The sequence below is a fragment of the Hydrogenophaga sp. genome (assembly GCF_026125785.1).
Lineage (GTDB): Bacteria > Pseudomonadota > Gammaproteobacteria > Burkholderiales > Burkholderiaceae_C > Hydrogenophaga.
Window position 1 is genome coordinate 18621 of sequence record NZ_JAHCKL010000027.1, and the last position, 15722, is coordinate 34342.

General features: G+C 68.8%; 17 protein-coding genes. 3 read left to right on the forward strand and 14 right to left on the reverse strand.

Annotation, left to right across the window (positions count from 1 at the left end; genetic code table 11):
• The 8 genes from KIT53_RS18420 to KIT53_RS18455 all read right to left on the reverse strand — a co-directional run bounded on the left by KIT53_RS18420 (window position 1) and on the right by KIT53_RS18455 (window position 7224).
• Window positions 1-402 (reverse strand): Na+/H+ antiporter subunit G, encoded by a 402-nt coding sequence (locus KIT53_RS18420; RefSeq protein WP_297755787.1) that lies wholly within the window; start codon window positions 400-402, stop codon window positions 1-3.
• Window positions 399-677: a K+/H+ antiporter subunit F gene (locus tag KIT53_RS18425; protein ID WP_297755789.1), complete on the reverse strand. Its 279-nt coding sequence runs from the start codon at window positions 675-677 to the stop codon at window positions 399-401. The genes KIT53_RS18420 and KIT53_RS18425 overlap by 4 nt, the downstream gene beginning before the upstream one ends.
• Entirely contained in the window at window positions 674-1162 is a 489-nt protein-coding gene (locus KIT53_RS18430) for a Na+/H+ antiporter subunit E (protein ID WP_297755791.1), read from the reverse strand. Before KIT53_RS18430 ends, KIT53_RS18425 begins: the two co-directional genes overlap by 4 nt.
• The gene (locus KIT53_RS18435; RefSeq protein WP_297755793.1) at window positions 1159-2862 is read right to left on the reverse strand and encodes a monovalent cation/H+ antiporter subunit D; all 1704 of its coding nucleotides are present in this window, start codon (window positions 2860-2862) and stop codon (window positions 1159-1161) included. The genes KIT53_RS18430 and KIT53_RS18435 overlap by 4 nt, the downstream gene beginning before the upstream one ends.
• Window positions 2859-3203, reverse strand: coding sequence for a Na+/H+ antiporter subunit C (locus KIT53_RS18440; protein WP_297755795.1), 345 nt, complete (start codon window positions 3201-3203; stop codon window positions 2859-2861). The genes KIT53_RS18435 and KIT53_RS18440 overlap by 4 nt, the downstream gene beginning before the upstream one ends.
• A complete protein-coding gene (locus KIT53_RS18445) occupies window positions 3203-6151 on the reverse strand; it encodes a monovalent cation/H+ antiporter subunit A (protein WP_297755830.1) in 2949 nt (982 codons plus the stop codon). Before KIT53_RS18445 ends, KIT53_RS18440 begins: the two co-directional genes overlap by 1 nt.
• Window positions 6152-6265: 114 nt before the next feature.
• Entirely contained in the window at window positions 6266-6676 is a 411-nt protein-coding gene (gene gloA, locus KIT53_RS18450; RefSeq protein WP_297755796.1) for a lactoylglutathione lyase, read from the reverse strand.
• A 5-nt stretch (window positions 6677-6681) separates the two neighbouring features.
• The gene (locus KIT53_RS18455) at window positions 6682-7224 is read right to left on the reverse strand and encodes a PaaI family thioesterase (RefSeq protein WP_297755797.1); all 543 of its coding nucleotides are present in this window, start codon (window positions 7222-7224) and stop codon (window positions 6682-6684) included.
• A gap of 49 nt (window positions 7225-7273) precedes the next feature.
• On the opposite strand from KIT53_RS18455, the gene KIT53_RS18460 reads away from it, so the two are divergent.
• Together KIT53_RS18460 and KIT53_RS18465 are read left to right on the forward strand one after the other, a co-directional pair.
• Entirely contained in the window at window positions 7274-7741 is a 468-nt protein-coding gene (locus tag KIT53_RS18460) for a MarR family winged helix-turn-helix transcriptional regulator (RefSeq protein ID WP_297755799.1), read from the forward strand.
• On the forward strand, window positions 7728-8966 hold the full coding sequence (locus KIT53_RS18465) for an MFS transporter (RefSeq protein ID WP_297755801.1): 1239 nt from the start codon (window positions 7728-7730) through the stop codon (window positions 8964-8966). Before KIT53_RS18460 ends, KIT53_RS18465 begins: the two co-directional genes overlap by 14 nt.
• Window positions 8967-8984: 18 nt before the next feature.
• Here KIT53_RS18465 and KIT53_RS18470 read toward each other — a convergent pair whose 3' ends face one another.
• From KIT53_RS18470 to KIT53_RS18485, 4 genes are all read right to left on the reverse strand, one after another.
• Window positions 8985-9893, reverse strand: a complete 909-nt coding sequence (locus tag KIT53_RS18470) for an ankyrin repeat domain-containing protein (RefSeq protein ID WP_297755803.1) — start codon at window positions 9891-9893, stop codon at window positions 8985-8987.
• Window positions 9890-10465 (reverse strand): sigma-70 family RNA polymerase sigma factor, encoded by a 576-nt coding sequence (locus tag KIT53_RS18475; protein ID WP_297755805.1) that lies wholly within the window; start codon window positions 10463-10465, stop codon window positions 9890-9892. Before KIT53_RS18475 ends, KIT53_RS18470 begins: the two co-directional genes overlap by 4 nt.
• A gap of 28 nt (window positions 10466-10493) precedes the next feature.
• Complete coding sequence (locus KIT53_RS18480; RefSeq protein ID WP_297755807.1) at window positions 10494-11345, reverse strand: hypothetical protein; 852 nt, start codon at window positions 11343-11345, stop codon at window positions 10494-10496.
• A gap of 92 nt (window positions 11346-11437) precedes the next feature.
• Window positions 11438-12370 (reverse strand): LysR family transcriptional regulator, encoded by a 933-nt coding sequence (locus KIT53_RS18485; RefSeq protein WP_297755808.1) that lies wholly within the window; start codon window positions 12368-12370, stop codon window positions 11438-11440.
• Window positions 12371-12500: 130 nt separating this feature from the next.
• Here KIT53_RS18485 and KIT53_RS18490 point away from each other — a divergent pair, with 130 nt between their 5' ends.
• Window positions 12501-12893: a hypothetical protein gene (locus KIT53_RS18490; RefSeq protein WP_297755809.1), complete on the forward strand. Its 393-nt coding sequence runs from the start codon at window positions 12501-12503 to the stop codon at window positions 12891-12893.
• A gap of 4 nt (window positions 12894-12897) precedes the next feature.
• Here the strand turns inward: KIT53_RS18490 and KIT53_RS18495 are convergent, their stop codons facing one another.
• Both KIT53_RS18495 and KIT53_RS18500 read right to left on the reverse strand, forming a co-directional pair.
• The gene (locus KIT53_RS18495) at window positions 12898-13383 is read right to left on the reverse strand and encodes a DUF1854 domain-containing protein (protein ID WP_297755810.1); all 486 of its coding nucleotides are present in this window, start codon (window positions 13381-13383) and stop codon (window positions 12898-12900) included.
• Entirely contained in the window at window positions 13380-15509 is a 2130-nt protein-coding gene (locus tag KIT53_RS18500) for an ABC transporter transmembrane domain-containing protein (RefSeq protein ID WP_297755831.1), read from the reverse strand. Before KIT53_RS18500 ends, KIT53_RS18495 begins: the two co-directional genes overlap by 4 nt.
• Between the last annotated feature and the right edge of the window lie 213 nt (window positions 15510-15722).

Here is a 15722-nt window from a genome sequence, read left to right on the forward strand (position 1 = left end):
TCACTCACCCTGAGGCTGCCCGCCTTCGGCGGCCCGGGGTGGTTCCACCACTTCGTGGATCAGCGATGGCGGTATGTCGTTTCCGCCATCGCCAGCGATGCGGCGCCGGAACAGCTCGGTGCGCGCCAGCAGGATGGTGGTGACAGGCACCGTCAGCGAGAGAAAGATGATGATCAGCCACGCGTGCAGCGTGAGCTTTTCGTCCTGTGCCGAGAAGAAAATGATGCTGGCCAGCGTCACGCACCAGGCGGAGAAGCTGAAGGCCAGGGCGGGCGGATGCATGCGCTGAAAGAAGGTCTTGAAGCGCACCACGCCCACGGCCGCCGCCAGTGTGAAGACGCCGCTGAGCACCAGCAGCACGGCCACCGGCCATTCCACCCAGGCAGAGATGTCGACATTCATTCGATCACCTCGCCGCGCAGGAGGAACTTGGCCATGGCCGCCGAACTCACGAAGCCGAAGATGGCGATCAGCAGCGCGGCCTCGAAGTACACGGCGCTGCGGTACCGGATGGCCAGCACCATGAGCATGAGCATCACGATGGTGGCGATGAGGTCCATGGCCAGCACGCGGTCCTGGGCCGAGGGGCCGCGAAAGAGGCGCAGCAGCGACAGCAGCATGCCCAGCGCGTAGCAGGCCAGCGCGAAGACGATGGCAGCGAAGAGGACGATGCTCATTCGAAGATCTCCATCAGGGGTTGTTCATAGCGGCGCTTGATCAGGTCGATCTCGGCCTGGGCGTCTTCCATGTCGAACATGTGGACCAGCAGCGCGCTGCGGTCCAGGGCCAGCTCGGACCAGATGGTGCCGGGGATCACGCACATGATGGCCGCCAGCACGGCCAGGCCGTTGGGGTCTCGCATGTCCAGCGGAACGACCACGAAACCGCCCTTGGGCACGCGCTCGGCGCTGGCGAGCGTGCCGCGCAGCACACGCCAGTTCCAGGCGATGACGTCGGCGCCGACCTGGAAGAACAGGCGCAGCGCCACCAATGGGTGGCTGAAACGCACGGGCGTGGGCCGCAGGGTGTGCGTGAGGTAGGGCACCAGCCAGCCCAGCAGCAGGCCCATGAGCCACTGGCCCAGGCTGAAGCCGTTGAGCAGCAGCCACAGGCCAACCAGCGCCAGCGACAGCAGCGGAGCGGGAAAGAGCGCGCGCATCACCGTCCCATCCCCGCGGGTTGTGCGCCCAGGCGCTCGGCATTGGTGGGCGACGGCAGCGGACGGCTGGAGAGCACGGCGTCGATGTAGTGGCGCGGCTCGTACAGGGCGGCGGCCGTGGCGCTGGTGTAGCGCAGCACCGCTTCAGCACGCACCGTGAAGAGCACGCAGACGGCCACCAGGAGGGCGATGGGCAGGTACTCGATGACGCGCAGCATCGGTGCGGGCCGGTCCACTGGCGCCCAGAAGAAGCGGATGCCGGCGCGCGAGAGGGCCAGCAGCGCAAACAGGCCGGAGACGATCACGCAGGCCATCAGCACCCAGCTCACCATGGCCACTGGCCCCGCGGCCGGTTGCAGCAGGGTGGAGAGCATGGCGAACTTGCCGATGAAGCCCGAGAACGGCGGCAGGCCGGCAAGCAGCAGCGTGCAGGCGATGAAGGCCAGTCCCAGCAGCGCGGTGGACGCTGGTATGGCCCGGCCAATCAGGGGCTCCTCGTCTTCGTCCAGGTTGGCGCCGGCGTGCAGTTCGAGGTCCGCGAGCGAGAAGGGCAGATGGTCTTCTTCGTCTTCCGGCGCGCGCCGTGCATTCGGATCGTCCTGGCGGGAGCGGTCCATGAGCTCGGTCAGCAGGAAGAAGGCGGCCACCGCAAAGGTGGAGACCGGCAGGTAGTACAGCGCGCCGGCGGTGACCTCCGGGCGCGCCAGACCCAGCACGGCCATCAGCGTGCCCGAGGATATGAGCACGGCGAACCCGGCCATTCGCGCCGGGCGTTGCGCGCTCAGGATGCCGATGGCACCGAACACCAGTGTGGCCAGGCCACCCCACAGCAGCCAGTTGCTGCCAAAGCCGGCGGAATCGCCGGCCTGGGTCGAAAAGAGCAGGGTGGACAGCCGCAGCAGCACATAGATGCCGACCTTGGTCAGCAGCGCGAACACCGCGCCCGAGGGCGCACTGGCGCTGGCATAGGCAGGCACCAGCCAGAAGTTCAGCGGCCACATGGCGGCTTTGGCGAGGAAGGCCACCGCCAGGATGGCGCAGCCCGCGTGCAGCAGCGCGCGGTCCTGCGGCGCCACGGTGGGAATGCGGGCGGCCAGGTCGGCCATGTTGAGCGTGCCGGTCACGCCGTAGATCAGCGCCGCGCCGACCAGGAACAGCGAGGAGGCCGCGAGGTTGATGGTGATGTAGTGCAGCCCGGCCTTCACGCGTGCCGGACCGGAGCCGTGCAGCAGCAGGCCGTAGGATGCGGCCAGCATCACCTCGAAAAACACGAAGAGGTTGAACAGGTCGCCGGTGAGGAAGGCGCCGTTGAGTCCCATGATCTGGATCTGGAATAGCGGGTGGAAATGGGCGCCCGCCTTGTGCCACCGCGCCAGTGCGAACAGCAGCGCCATCAGGGCCACCAGCGCGGCCATCACCAGCATGAGCGCGGAAAGGCGATCGAGCACCAGCACGATGCCAAAGGGCATGTCCCAGTTCGAGGGCAGGTAGACGCCGTAGGCGCTGGGCTGGTTGCCACTCTTGGCCCACACCAGCAGCAGCACGGCGACCACCAGGTTGGCCGCCGTGGAAGCCAGGCTCAGCGTGGCCTTGGTGCGGTGCAGGCGTTCGCTCACGACCATGAGCACGCAGGCTGTCAGCAGCGGCAGCAGGATGGGTGCCACCATCAGGTGGGGCATGAGCATCTGGGCGAGATCGCTCATTCGCCGTCCTCCCGGCCATCCACATGGTCATTGCCGAAGAAGCCGCGCTGCGCGAGCATCACCACGAGGAACAGCGCCGTCATGGCGAAGCCGATCACGATGGCCGTGAGCACCAGGGCCTGGGGCAGGGGGTCGGTGTAGTAGGACAGCGTGGTGGGCACGCCGGGCAGCAGCACCGGTTCGCTGTCCACGGCCAGGCGGCCCATGCTGAAGATGAACAGGTTGACGCCATAGCCCAGCAGCGCCAGGCCCATGATCACCTGGTAGGTCCGCGGACGCAGCATCAGCCAGACGCCGCAGGTGGTGAGCACGCCAATCGCAATGGCCAGAACGAGTTCCATCAGGTGCCTCCCCGCACGGGTTCTTCGGTTTCTCGTGCTTCACTGCTGGCGCGGCGGTGGCCGCGCACCGACTGGTGGCCCAGCGCGGTGAGGATCAGCAGGGTTGCGCCCACCACCAGGGTGAACACGCCGATGTCGTAAAACAGCGCGCTGGCCACGTGCAGGTCGCCGAGTACGGGCAGGTGCAGGTGGGCGGTGTGGGTGGTGAGGAAGGGGTAGCCGAAGACGAAGGAGCCCAGGCCGGTGGCGGTGGCGATCAGCAGGCCTGCCGAGATCCAGCGCACCGGCAGCAGCCGCATGTTGGCTTCCACCCACTGCGTGCCCGAGACGATGTACTGCAGGATGAAGGCGGTGGAGAGCACCAGGCCGGCGACGAAGCCACCGCCGGGTTCGTTGTGGCCGCGCATGAACAGGTAGACGCCGATGACGGCCGCGATCGGCAGCACCAGCCGCACCAGCACGGCTGGCACCAGCAGGTAGCCGCGCGCGGTGTCGGTTGCGGTCTGCGCGTTCACCAGGTCCGTGGCCAGGTCGGCCGGCAGCGCGCGCTGCTGCGAGGGCAGGTCCATGCTCTCCGGCGCGGGGCGGAAGCGTCGCAGCAGCGCATACACGGTGAGCGCGACGATGCCCAGCACCGTGATCTCGCCCAGCGTGTCGAAACCGCGGAAGTCCACCAGCATGACGTTGACCACGTTGGTGCCGCCACCCTCGGGCAAGGCCCGTTCCAGGAAGAAGGGCGAAATGCTCTGCGGAAAGCTGCGCGTCATCATGGCGTAGGACAGCGCCGCCATGCCGCTGCCGGCGGCCAGCGCGAGCGCCAGGTCGCGCACGCGGCGTATGCGTTTGGCCACGCGTGTGCCCAGTGCCAGGCCGCGGTCCATGTCTTCGACACGCTTGGGCAGCCAGCGCAGCCCGAGCAGGATCAGAACGGTGGTGACGGCCTCCACCGAGAGCTGGGTGAGCGCCAGGTCAGGCGCCGAGAACCAGGCGAAGGTGACCACCGTGACCAGACCGGCCACGCTCATGAGGGCGAGCGCGGTGAGGCGGTGGTACTTGGCTTGCCAGGAGGCGCCGATGGCCGCCCCGATGCCGACCAGCCAGAGCAGCGCGAACATCGGCGAGAACGGCAGCGCCGCACGGTTGCCGCTGTGCAGCCAGACAGGCAGGCTGGCTGCGCGCAACGCCAGCCAGGCCGCTGCCACCGTGACCAGCATCAGCAGCACCACCTGGGGCTGCAGGCGCCGCGTGCCCAGCAACCGCAGGGCCTTGCGGCTGAGGGCGGTGAGCAGCGCCAGCAGGCCCTCGAACAGGCGCTTGCCGCTGACCAGACTGAGCACGGGCGTGCGCGCGAGGCGGCCTGCCTCCATGGGGCGGCGCAGCAACAGGTACAGCGCGATGCCACCTGCCAGCGCGAGCAGGCTCATCCACAGAGGGATGTTGAAGCCGTGCCAGACGGCCAGGTCGAACCTGGGTAGGTCGCCGCCCACCACCGGCGTGGCCGCCGTGGAGAGGATGGCCTGCACCGACCAGTGCGGCAGCACGCCGACCAGCAGGCAGGCCAGCACCAGCAATTCGATCGGCACGCGCATCCAGTGCGGGGGTTCGTGCGGCACGCGTGGCAGGCCATTGCAGGTGTCGGGGCCGAAGAAGACGTCGACCGTGAAGCGCAGCGAGTAGGCCACGCTGAAGGCCCCGGCGATCACCGCGGCCACGGGCAACAGGCGGTCGAACCAGGGTGCCGCGTTCACGAACACCGCCTCCGAGAAGAACATCTCCTTGGAGATGAAGCCGTTGAGCAGGGGCACACCCGCCATGGCCGCGCCGGCCACCATGGTCAGCGTGGCGGTGATTGGCATGTAGCGGCGAAGGCCGCTGAGCCGGCGCATGTCGCGTGTGCCGGTCTCGTGGTCGATGATGCCGACCGCCATGAACAGCGAGGCCTTGAAGGTTGCGTGGTTGATGATGTGAAAGACAGCGGCCACCGCGGCCAGCGGGCTGTTGAGGCCGAGCAGGGTGGTGATCAGCCCCAGGTGCGAGATGGTGGAGTAGGCCAGCAGGCCCTTGAGGTCGTTCTGGAAGATCGCCGCGAAGCCGCCGATGAGCAGGGTGAGCAGGCCCGAGGTGGTCACGATCCAGAACCACTCCTCGGAGCCGGCCAGCACCGGCCACAGGCGGGCCAGCAGGAACACACCGGCCTTCACCATGGTGGCCGAGTGCAGGTAGGCCGAGACCGGCGTCGGCGCCGCCATGGCGTGCGGCAGCCAGAAGTGGAACGGGAACTGCGCGCTCTTGGTCAGCGCGCCCAGCAGAATCAGCACCAGGGCGGTGACGTACAGCGGATGCGCGCGAACGACCTGGCCGGCTTGCAGAACCACGTCCAGGTCGTAGCTGCCCACGATGTGGCCCAGCACCAGCACGCCGGCCAGCAGGCACAGGCCCCCGCTGCCTGTCACCGTGAGCGCCATGCGCGCGCCCCGGCGCGCGTCCTTGCGGTGGTGCCAGTAGCCGATCAACAGAAAAGAGAACAGGCTGGTCAGTTCCCAGAACAGCACCAGCTGGACCAGGTTGCCGGAGAGCACCACGCCGCTCATGGAGCCCATGAAGGCCAGCAGCAGCGAGAAGAAGCGCGGCACCGGATCGGCCGGCGACATGTAGTAGCGCGCGTACAGCACCACCAGCGCACCGATGCCCAGCACCAGCATGGAGAACATCCACGCAAAGCCGTCCATGCGCAGCACGAAGTTCAGCCCCAGGGAAGGCAGCCAGACGATCTCCTGCCGGATCACTTCGCCCGACGAGACCTCGGGAAACAGCAGAGCCGCCTGTACGGCGCAGAACAGCGCGATGGCGCCCGCCAGCGTGGATTCGGTGTTGCGGGCGTTGGAGGGAAGCAGGGCCGCGACAAGGCTGCCCGCGAAGGGGAGAAGGATGAGGGTGAGAAGAGGCAGGGACGGCAAGGTCATCGGGGGTCAAGTTTAAAGGCTGAAAACTGGCCCCCGGTGACGTGCGCGGCTGCGCGACCCGGGATGAGAAAAGCAGGGCCTCCCAGTGGGCCCGCGGGCTCAGCGCAGGCCTGCGCCGCCAGCGTGCTCCGCGCGCTGGATCAGTTCGATCTTGTAGCCGTCGGGATCGGTCACGAAGGCGATCACCGTGGTGCCGCCCTTGACCGGGCCGGCCTCGCGCGTCACGTTGCCGCCTGCTGCCCTGATCTTCTCGCAGGCCGCGTAGGCGTCTGGCACGCCCAGCGCGATGTGGCCGTAGGCCGTGCCGAGTTCGTAGCTCTCGGTGCCCCAGTTGTAGGTGAGCTCGATCTCCGCCTGCGCGGGGTTGCCTTCATAGCCCACGAAGGCCAGCGAGTACTTGTATTCGGGGTTCTCCGAGGTGCGCAGCAACTGCATGCCCAGGACCTGGGTGTAGAAGTCGATGGAGCGCTGGAGGTTGCCCACGCGCAGCATGGTGTGGAGGATTCGCATGCGGCCTATTTTGCGGGCATTTCAAAGACCAGGCAGGTCGTTGTGGCATGGGCGTAGAGCTTGCCATCGGCACCGACGATGCGGCCCTCCGCGGTCGCGAGCTGGCGGCCCGTGTGCAGCACCGTGCCGATGGCGCGCAGCGGACCGCTGTGGATCGAAGCGGCACGCACGATGTTCACGCTGAGTTCGGCCGTGGTGTAGGCGCGGCCGGCCGGCATGGTGGTGTGCACCGCGCAGCCCACCGCCGAGTCCAGCAGCGTGGCGTACCAGCCGCCGTGCACCGTGCCCATGGGGTTGTAGTGCTTGAGTTGTGGCTGACCCTGGAACACGGCGCGGCCTTCGCCGATCTCGACCAGCGTGAAATCCAGGGTGTCGGCGATATGGGGGTAGGGCAACCGCCCCTCGAGCAGGGCCTGCATCTGCTGCAGCCCAGTCAGGCCGGTGATCGCCGCGGGGCTCGCCACACCAGGGCCGGCGCCGGCACGCAGGCGCTCCAGCGCTTCTTCATGGTCACGCTGCCAGCTTGTCAGGGTTTCTTCAAGGGTCATGTCGGGCTCCAAAGTTTGTATATGCAATTATTGTAGATACAATCATCTCATGAGCACTGACACCCATGCGTCAAGCAGCGCACCGGCCGGCTGCACCAACTTCAAGCTGCGCCAGCTCACCCGGCGCGTGACCCAGCATTACGACCAGCATCTGGCCGGCAGTGGCCTGAAGATCACGCAGTACTCGTTGTTGACCCACGTGGATCGGCTCGGCCCTCTGCCGCCGGGGGAACTGGCGCGGCGCATGGACATGAGTGCCTCCACACTGTCGCGCAACCTGCAGCCTTTGCTGGCCTCGGGCTGGCTGGCGCTGGGCGAGGGGGCCGATGCGCGCAGCCGGCTCATCCACATCACCGACGCGGGCCGTGAGCTGCGCAACCAGGCGCGTCGGCGCTGGAAGGCGGCCCAGCTTTCGCTCAACGCCCTGCTGGGCGATGCCACGGTGGTGGCCCTGCACGCCTTGCTTGACCAGTCGCTGGCCGCGTTCCATGAAGGAGATCTGCATGACGAAGAATGAACCGACCCGCGCCGCGGTCTCGCCCATGGCCTGGTGGCTGGTGCTGCTCGCGGCTGCGGGGGCCTTTGCGCTCACCATGGGCACGCGCCAGACCATGGGGTTTTTCCTCTCGCCCCTGAACACGGCCACCGGCCTGGGCGTCGGCAGCATCAGCCTGGCGTTTGCCTTCGGCCAACTGTGGTGGGGCCTCACGCAACCCTTCGCGGGCGCGTTCGCAGACCGTATCGGTGCCGGCCGCGTGCTCTTCATCGGCGTGGCGCTGGTGGCGCTGGGCACGTTCATCACGCCCTTCATGACGAGCACCTGGGGCCTGATCCTGGCCATCGGTGTGCTGGCCGCCGGTGGCGCCGGCATGGCCGGACCCTCGGTGCTGATGGCCGCCACCGCACGCTTGATGCCGCCCGAGCGGCGCGGCATGGCCACTGGCATCGTCAACGCGGGAGGCTCGTTTGGCCAGTTCCTCATGGCGCCGCTGGCGGCTGCGCTCACCGTGGGGCTGGGCTGGGTGGGCGCGCTGCAGGCGCTGGGCCTGGTCGTGCTGCTCGCCCTGCCGGCGGCCTGGGTGCTGCGCGGGCCGGGGCCGTCGCCGGCGGTGGGTGCCACCGCGGCGCCTGTCGCGCTGCCGGCGCGTGAGGCCATTGCCCGCGCGCTGCGCACGCCCAGCTACCTGTTGCTGGGCTCGGGCTTTTTTGTCTGTGGCTTCCATGTCGCCTTCCTGGCCACGCACCTGCCAGGTGTGGTGGCCTCTTGTGGCCTGCCGGCGCCAGTGGGTGCCTGGGCCCTGGGCGTGATCGGTCTGTTCAATATCGTCGGCAGTCTGGCCATGGGCTGGGCGGTGGGTCGATGGCGCATGAAGTCGCTGCTCTCGCTGGTCTATGCCTCGCGCGCACTGGCGGTGCTGCTGTTCCTGCTGGCGCCCAAGACGGAGGCGGTGATGCTGACCTTCGCGGCCGTCATGGGGCTGACCTTTCTGTCCACGGTGCCCCCCACCGTGGGCCTGGTGGCCAAGTTCTTCGGTACCGGCAACATGGCCATGCTGTTCGGTCTGGTGATGCTGTCGCACCAGGTGGGCGGTTTCCTGGGCGCCTGGCTGGGCGGCCAGGTGTTCGAGGCCACGGGCAGCTACGACTGGGTCTGGTACATCGATATCCTGCTGGCGGTGGGCGCCGCGCTCATCCATCTGCCGATCCGGGAGGCGCCTCTGCCGCGCGCGCAGCCCGCTTGAGAGCGGGCGTCCCCGGCGTCAACGGGGCGGTCGCGCCTCCAGCAGCGGCAGCAGTTCGGTCTGGCCCGCCTGACGCGCCAGGTCGGCGGCGGTCAGCCCATCGCGGTCGCGCAGGCCTGGGTCCGCGCCGGCATCCAGCAGCACGCGCAGCAGGACCGTGTCGCCCCGCTGAGCCGCCACCATCAACGCACTGCGACCCAGTCCATCGGTGCCGTTCACGTCCGCGCCCCACGCCAACGCCTCGCGCACCGCCGCGACATGGCCGCGTGCCGCCGCGGCCAGCAGGGAGGGCACGGGCGCCGCTCCTTCCAATGCCCGCGCGCGGGCGCGTGGCGCGGTCACTGCGGCGGCCCGGTCTGCCAGGGCCTCGGCCGACTGCCTCTCGGCGGGCGTTTCGGTGCGTATTTCGGTGGCAGAGGGTGCGGACTGCAAGGGCGGTGGTGCGGGCGAGGGTGCCGCACGCGCGGAGGATGGCTCGGCCGAGCGGGCCGGTGCCGGAGGAGCCGCCGGTGGCCGGGAGGGGGCGGGCGCAGAGGTGCGGGCGCTTTCGGTTTCGGCAGCGGAAGGAGGCGCAGGCGCTGCAGCGGGTGCGGGCGTCGGTGATGGCGTTGGTGCAGGTGCAGGTGCGGCGGACGCAGGGGCGCGCGATTCGCCGAGCGCAACGGCCTGTTCTTGCGGCGCGCTGCGGTCGAATTGCAGCACCACCAGCGTGGCCAGTCCCAGCACGGCGAGGCTGGCGGCGGCGCGCCAGCGCCAGCTTGAGGCGTTCGCCGCGTCTGGGCGTCCTGCGCCAGGAGCCATGGCCGCCCGTGCCGCAGCCGCGCGAGCGTGCGCCAGGACCGCTTCGCGCAGGGCCGGGCCAGGGCGCGCGGCATCGAACGCGTTGGCCTCGTGGTAGCGCTGCAGCAACGGGTCGTCGGTGTTCATGCAAAGGCCTCCAGGGTCTGGCGCAGGCGTTCGCGTGCATAGCGCAGGCGGCTCTTGGCGGTCTCGCCGTTCACGCCGGTGGCCCGGGCGATCTCGGCGACGCTCAGGCCCCCCTCGGCCTGCAGCAGGAAAGCCTGGCGCTGCACGTCGGGCAAGGCGGCCAACGCATCGAGCAGGGCCTGTGCCTGTTCGCGCGACTGCACCTGGCGCAGCGGGCCAAAGCCGGAGTCGGCCGCGAGCGTATCGGCCAGCGCCGCGCCTTCTGCCGTGCTGGCGTCCAGGCTGGCGTGGCGCTTGTGCGTGCGCCAGTGATCGACCAGGCGGTGATGGGCCAGGGTGAAAAGCCAGGTGCGAAAGCGCGCGCGGGGCTGGTAGCTCGGCGCCTGCCGCACCAGGGACAGCCACACGTCCTGCACCAGGTCATCGGCCAGGGCGCCGTCGCGCACGCTGCGCTGCACGAAGCGCCAGACTGGCAGGGCGTGGCGGTCGTACAGGGTCTCGAAGGCGCGCGCGTCGCCCAAGGCGAATGCCTGCATGAGCGTTTCGTCGGCGGGCACGGCCTCCTGGGTCATGCGTGGATTATGGAGAGGCTCCCGCAGTTCAACTCGGGTCGGGCGCGTAGCCGGGGGGCACCCCCCCGGGGAAGGGGTTGGGCCGGGGGGGAACCGGCAAGGTGGGGATCACGCCCATGGCGATAAGGTTGTCCCGGCTGTCGTAGCGGATGCGGACGAGTTCGTCGGGTCGCGCGCTGCGGCGTTCGAAGGTGGTGTGGGTGACCACCGAGGACTCGCGCTCGCCGTGGCCGGTGCCCAGGCGCGGCGCCGGTGCCGGTGCGGCCGGGGCCATGCGGCGGGACGCAAGGGGTTCGGCGCGGTCGCGCAGGGCCTCGGACTCGGCGGCCGGTGCGGCGGAGGAAGAAGAAGGCCCTTCAGCCGCATCCTGTTCGCGCGAGGACGGCCAGGACGTAACGGCCGGAGGCGGCGGGAGCGGTTTCTCCCGGAACAGCGCGACCCCGATCACGCCCATATGCGCCGGCCGGCCGGTGCGCTCGGCGTACGACTGGCCGTTGGCCGTGAAATGGAAGGCCGCCACCTCGGTGTCGCTCTTGCGCCAACCCTGGATCGCGTGCTGCTGCCAGGGTGCGAGCACATAGCCGGTCTGGTGCCAGGCAGCGGTCTCGCCCGAGATCACATTGACGCCATCGACCGAGACCACGCCCAGCACGCGACCGCCGGACGCGTTGCGCACCGAGACCGCATACCGCGCGCCCGGCCGTCCGGCGACCCAATGCTCGCCCTGGTGCCGGTAGACCGTGAGCGTCTCCCCGCTGTCGCGGTCGATGACCTGGATATCGGCCAGGCGGCCCACCGCGTGTGCGGCGGGGGCGGCGAGCGCGCCGAGAGCTGCGCTCAGAAGCAGGGAAACACGGATGAGGGACGGCAGGGGTTTCATGGAGGCTCCAGAAAAGGGATGGAGCCGCTTGAAACGAATGGGACCGGCCGATGGGGTTGCCAGGCGGGCGCGAATGTGTAACGGCTTGTCTTTCAGCAGCTTTCGCAGGTGGCCAGGGCACCGCTCACGCGAGCGCGGGTCTGCTCCATGAGGTAGTCCAGAAACACCTGGGTGCGCCGGGGCATGAACTTGCGGCTGGGCAGGGCGGCGAACATCTGCAGGCGTCCGGTGATCCAGGGGTTGAGCACGCGCACCAGGTCGCCGTTCTGCAGCAGCGGAGCGGCCAGCTCCACCGTGGTGGCGGTGATGCCCGCGCCGTCCAGGGCGGCGTGCATCAGGGTGTCGTTGTGGTTGGCCCAGAGCACCGGCTGCACCTCCACGTCCACCTCGCGTCCAGGTTCCAGCGCATGCATCAGCCGCCAGGTGCGGGTGCGGCCGGTGGCAGGCTTGAGGCGAAGGCAATCGTGCCGGGAGAGGTCCTCGGGCACCTGGGGCATGCCCCGGCGCTGGATATAGGCTGGTGAAGCCAGCAAGACCGCTTCGGTGGAAATCACCTTGCGTGCGATCACGTTGGCATCGAAGTTGTCGCTCGCGCCGATCAGGGTGATGTCGTAGTCCTCGATCGGGGGTTCGCGGTAGGACTCGACGTCAATGTCCAGCAGGATCTTGGGGTAGGCCGCCCGAAAGCCGCTGACCAAGGGCGCCAGTACGTGCGTGGCCAGAACCGGTGGCGCAAGGATGTGCAGCACGCCGGCCAGTTCGCTGGTCTGCGAACTGACCAGGGCATGGGCTTCGTCAAGCTCCTGCAGGATCACACGAACGCGTTCCAGGTAGGCCTCGCCAGCGTCCGTGAGCGACACGCGCCGTGTGGTGCGGTGCAGCAGGCGCGTGCCCAGGTGCTCCTCCAGATCCGCCACCAACCGCGTGACCACCGCCGGTGACACGTCCAGTGCACGCGCGGCGGCCGCAAAACCACCCTCGTCGATCACTTTCTGGAAGGTGCGCATCGAGGCCAGGCGGTCCATGGGAAACTCCGGTCACAAAGAGGAAGAATGGGTAGATTGTTGCGGAAGCGGAAATTTCCACCCCCAACATGGCTATTTCATGTGCATATCTGGCAATCTTCCGCCCATCGCACAACTCGAGGATCGACGCTTGAACACTTTTACCCGTGTGGTGCTCTACACCGATGCCGACGGCATCGCCCGGTTCCGTGAGGACGCCATCGCCCTGAGCGAGGGCACCCCAGCGGCCCGTCTCTCGCCGCTCATGGAGTCCGGTGGCTACCAGCTGCGGGAGAGCCCGGTGGGCTTTCGCAGCGACTTCCACTGCACCACCACGCCGCAGTGGTTGGTGGTGCTGCAGGGCTGCATGGAAATCGGCCTGCGCGACGGCAGCTGGCGCGCCTTTGGACCCGGCCAGCACTTCTGTTCGGCCGACACCTTGCCCGAGGGCGCTGTCTTCGACCCCGCAGTGCACGGCCACCGCAGCCGCCAGGCCGGTGACCAGCCCCTGGTCACCTTGTTCGTCCGGGCGGACCTCTCCTGAGGCCCTAGAGAAAACGCTCAAGCAGCCGGCGCGAGGGCCGGTCCAGCGCCAGCCGGTCGCGGACCGTGAAGCTCACGCCATGGCTGGAGAGGATGAGCAGCGCCTGGCCTTCGAGGCGACGGATGTCGTCCTCGCTGCGCAGCACGAACTGGGTTTCGCCCCGGTCGGTGTCCACGGTCCAGGTGCTGGGCGTGGAAAACGTGGAGACGGCGAGGATGCGCCGAATGACCGGCGCGAATTCGCGCAGGGAGAGTGTCTCTTCCAGCAGGCTGCGCACGGGTTGCGGCAGCGTGGAGAGCCGCTCCAGCCAGAGCAGTTCGTGGCCGTCGGCGCCGACCAGGGACAGGCCCTCGTCCGGCGCGCTCACCGGGAAGGCCCGCACCGGCGCGACGCCCGCGTGCTCGGTACCGCGCGCATCCGTGAACACGAGTTGGCCGAAGTTGTCCCGGTGCAGGCGCCAGTCCAGCGTGGGCGTGAGGGTGTCGTTCATGCGCGGTCTCCGTCCGTGCGGCCTTCGTCGAGCAGCGCTGCGGCCTCCTGTTCCTTGCGTGCCTGGGCTTCGTACAGCCGCCAATAGGCGCCACGCCGCGCGATGAGGTCGTCGTGCGACCCGATTTCCACGATGCGCCCCCGGTCCATCACCACCAGGCGGTCGGCCTTGCGCAACGTGGACAGCCGGTGTGCGATGGCAATCGTCGTGCGGCCTTGCACCAGGTTGTCCAGCGCGCGCTGGATCTCCTTCTCGGTTTCGGTGTCGACGGCGGACGTGGCCTCGTCGAGGATCAGGATGCGCGGGTCGATGAGCAGCGCGCGCGCGATGCTGATGCGCTGGCGCTCGCCGCCGGAGAGACCCTGGCCACGTTCACCGACCAGCGAGTCGTAACCGTGGGGCAGGCGCAGGATGAACTCGTGCGCGTGCGCCGCACGGGCCGCCGTCACGATGTCCGCGCGCGTGGCGTCCGGCCGCCCATAGGCGATGTTCTCGGCGATGGTGCCGAAGAACAGGAAGGGCTCCTGCAGCACCAGGCCGATGTGGCGGCGGAAATCGGCCACGCCGACGCGGCGCACGTCGACGCCATCGACCCGGATGCTGCCCTCGCTCACGTCGTAGAAGCGGCAGAGCAGGTTCACCAGCGTGCTCTTGCCCGAGCCGCTGTGGCCCACCAGGCCGATCATCTCGCCTGGGCGGATGTCCAGGCTGAGGTCGCGGATCACGGCGCGGTTGCCATAGCGGAAGCTCACCCCCTCCATCTGCAGTCCGCCGCGCACCTCGGGCAGCGGCACGGGCTGGGCCGGCTCGGGCACGTTGGAGACGTGGTCGAGGATGTCGAAGATGCGCTTGGCGCCCGACGCCGCCTTCTGCGTGACCGAGACGATGCGGCTCATGGAATCCAGCCGGCCGTAGAAGCGCCCGATGTAGGCGATGAAGGCGGTCAGCACACCCACGGTGATCTGGTTCCGTGCGATCAGCCAGATGCCGAAGGCCCAGACCACCAGCAAGCCCACCTCGGTCAGCAGGGCCACGGTCGGGGTGAACAGCGACCAGGTCTTGTTGAGCCGGTCGTTGACCGCGAGGTTGTGCTCGTTGGCGCGGCGAAAGCGCCCCGACTCGCGGTGCTCCTGGGCAAAGGCCTTGACCACGCGGATGCCGGGAATGGTGTCCGCCAGCACGTTGGTGACCTCGCCCCAGACGCGGTCGATCTTCTCGAAGCCGGTGCGCAGGCGGTCGCGCACCAGGTGGATCAGCCAGCCGATGAAGGGCAGGGGCAGCAGCGTCACCAGCGCCAGCCAGGGGTTGATGGAAAACAGGATCGCGGCGGTCATGCCGATCATCAGCACGTCGGTGGCGAAATCCAGCGCGTGCAGCGAGAGAAAGACGCTGATGCGGTCGGTCTCGCTGCCGATGCGCGCGATGAGGTCGCCCGTGCGCTTGCTGCCGAAATAGTCCAGCGACAGCTTGAGCAGGTGGTCGAAGGTGGTGGTGCGCAGGTCGGCGCTGATGCGCTCGGACACCAGCGCCAGCAGCCATGTGCGCGCCCAGCCCAGCGCCCAGGCCAGCAGCGCCGAGCCCAGCAGACCGCCCAGCAGCAGGGCGACCAGGGTGGTGTCGATGCGCTGGCCGTTCTGGAACGGAATCAGCACGCGGTCCATCAGCGGAATGGTGAGGTAGGGCGGCACCAGTGTGGCGGCGGTGGACGCCATGGTGAGCGCCAGCCCCGCCAGCAGTTGCCAGCGGTACGGCCGCGCGAACCGCCACAGCCGCAGCAGCACCCAGGTGGAGGGGGGAGCTTCTTCGGGGGCGTCCTGCGCACAGTCGGGACAGTCCTCGGTATCGGCCGGCAGCACCGCCTGGCAGTCCGGGCAGGTGCGCGGGCCTTGCCCTGCCGGCGCGTCACCGCCCTGCGCCAGCGCGGCGACCATGCGCCCGAACAGATCCACCATCCGCGCGGCGCGCGCGTGCAGACCCATGGTGAAGTGCCAGACGGCCAGACGCCCCTTTCCATCCACCAGTTCCAGAACCCCGACGCCGGCATGGTCACTCAGGCGCAAGGCCATGTCCGGGGCCAGATGCCAGACCTGTTCCCCGAGGGAGAGGGTATGGCGGCTTAACAACAGGGTGCGGGGGCGGAAATGTAACTGCTCGTCCAAGTCCAGCACCAAGGTGGCGGCAGCGCTATCATCGCCCCCCAGTCGGGTTGATGCGGGCCGCGGGGCGTCCTGTGCAGGGCCGGCCCCTGGAGCTGAAGGTTCAGCTGGAAAGTGCGAAAGCATGGTGAAGATGGCTGCGTGGCGTCGACCGCGAGAACGGGCATGCTCCCACACGGGAGC

Bases quoted from the DNA above. Each gene is read 5' to 3' on its own strand.
- KIT53_RS18420 (WP_297755787.1), bottom strand. From the start codon at position 402: ATGAATGTCGACATCTCTGCCTGGGTGGAATGGCCGGTGGCCGTGCTG.
- KIT53_RS18425 (WP_297755789.1), bottom strand. From the start codon at position 677: ATGAGCATCGTCCTCTTCGCTGCCATCGTCTTCGCGCTGGCCTGCTAC.
- KIT53_RS18435 (WP_297755793.1), bottom strand. From the start codon at position 2,862: ATGAGCGATCTCGCCCAGATGCTCATGCCCCACCTGATGGTGGCACCC.
- KIT53_RS18440 (WP_297755795.1), bottom strand. From the start codon at position 3,203: ATGGAACTCGTTCTGGCCATTGCGATTGGCGTGCTCACCACCTGCGGC.
- gloA (WP_297755796.1), bottom strand. From the start codon at position 6,676: ATGCGAATCCTCCACACCATGCTGCGCGTGGGCAACCTCCAGCGCTCC.
- KIT53_RS18455 (WP_297755797.1), bottom strand. From the start codon at position 7,224: ATGACCCTTGAAGAAACCCTGACAAGCTGGCAGCGTGACCATGAAGAA.
- KIT53_RS18460 (WP_297755799.1), top strand. From the start codon at position 7,274: ATGAGCACTGACACCCATGCGTCAAGCAGCGCACCGGCCGGCTGCACC.
- KIT53_RS18465 (WP_297755801.1), top strand. From the start codon at position 7,728: ATGACGAAGAATGAACCGACCCGCGCCGCGGTCTCGCCCATGGCCTGG.
- KIT53_RS18470 (WP_297755803.1), bottom strand. From the start codon at position 9,893: ATGAACACCGACGACCCGTTGCTGCAGCGCTACCACGAGGCCAACGCG.
- KIT53_RS18475 (WP_297755805.1), bottom strand. From the start codon at position 10,465: ATGACCCAGGAGGCCGTGCCCGCCGACGAAACGCTCATGCAGGCATTC.
- KIT53_RS18480 (WP_297755807.1), bottom strand. From the start codon at position 11,345: ATGAAACCCCTGCCGTCCCTCATCCGTGTTTCCCTGCTTCTGAGCGCA.
- KIT53_RS18485 (WP_297755808.1), bottom strand. From the start codon at position 12,370: ATGGACCGCCTGGCCTCGATGCGCACCTTCCAGAAAGTGATCGACGAG.
- KIT53_RS18495 (WP_297755810.1), bottom strand. From the start codon at position 13,383: ATGAACGACACCCTCACGCCCACGCTGGACTGGCGCCTGCACCGGGAC.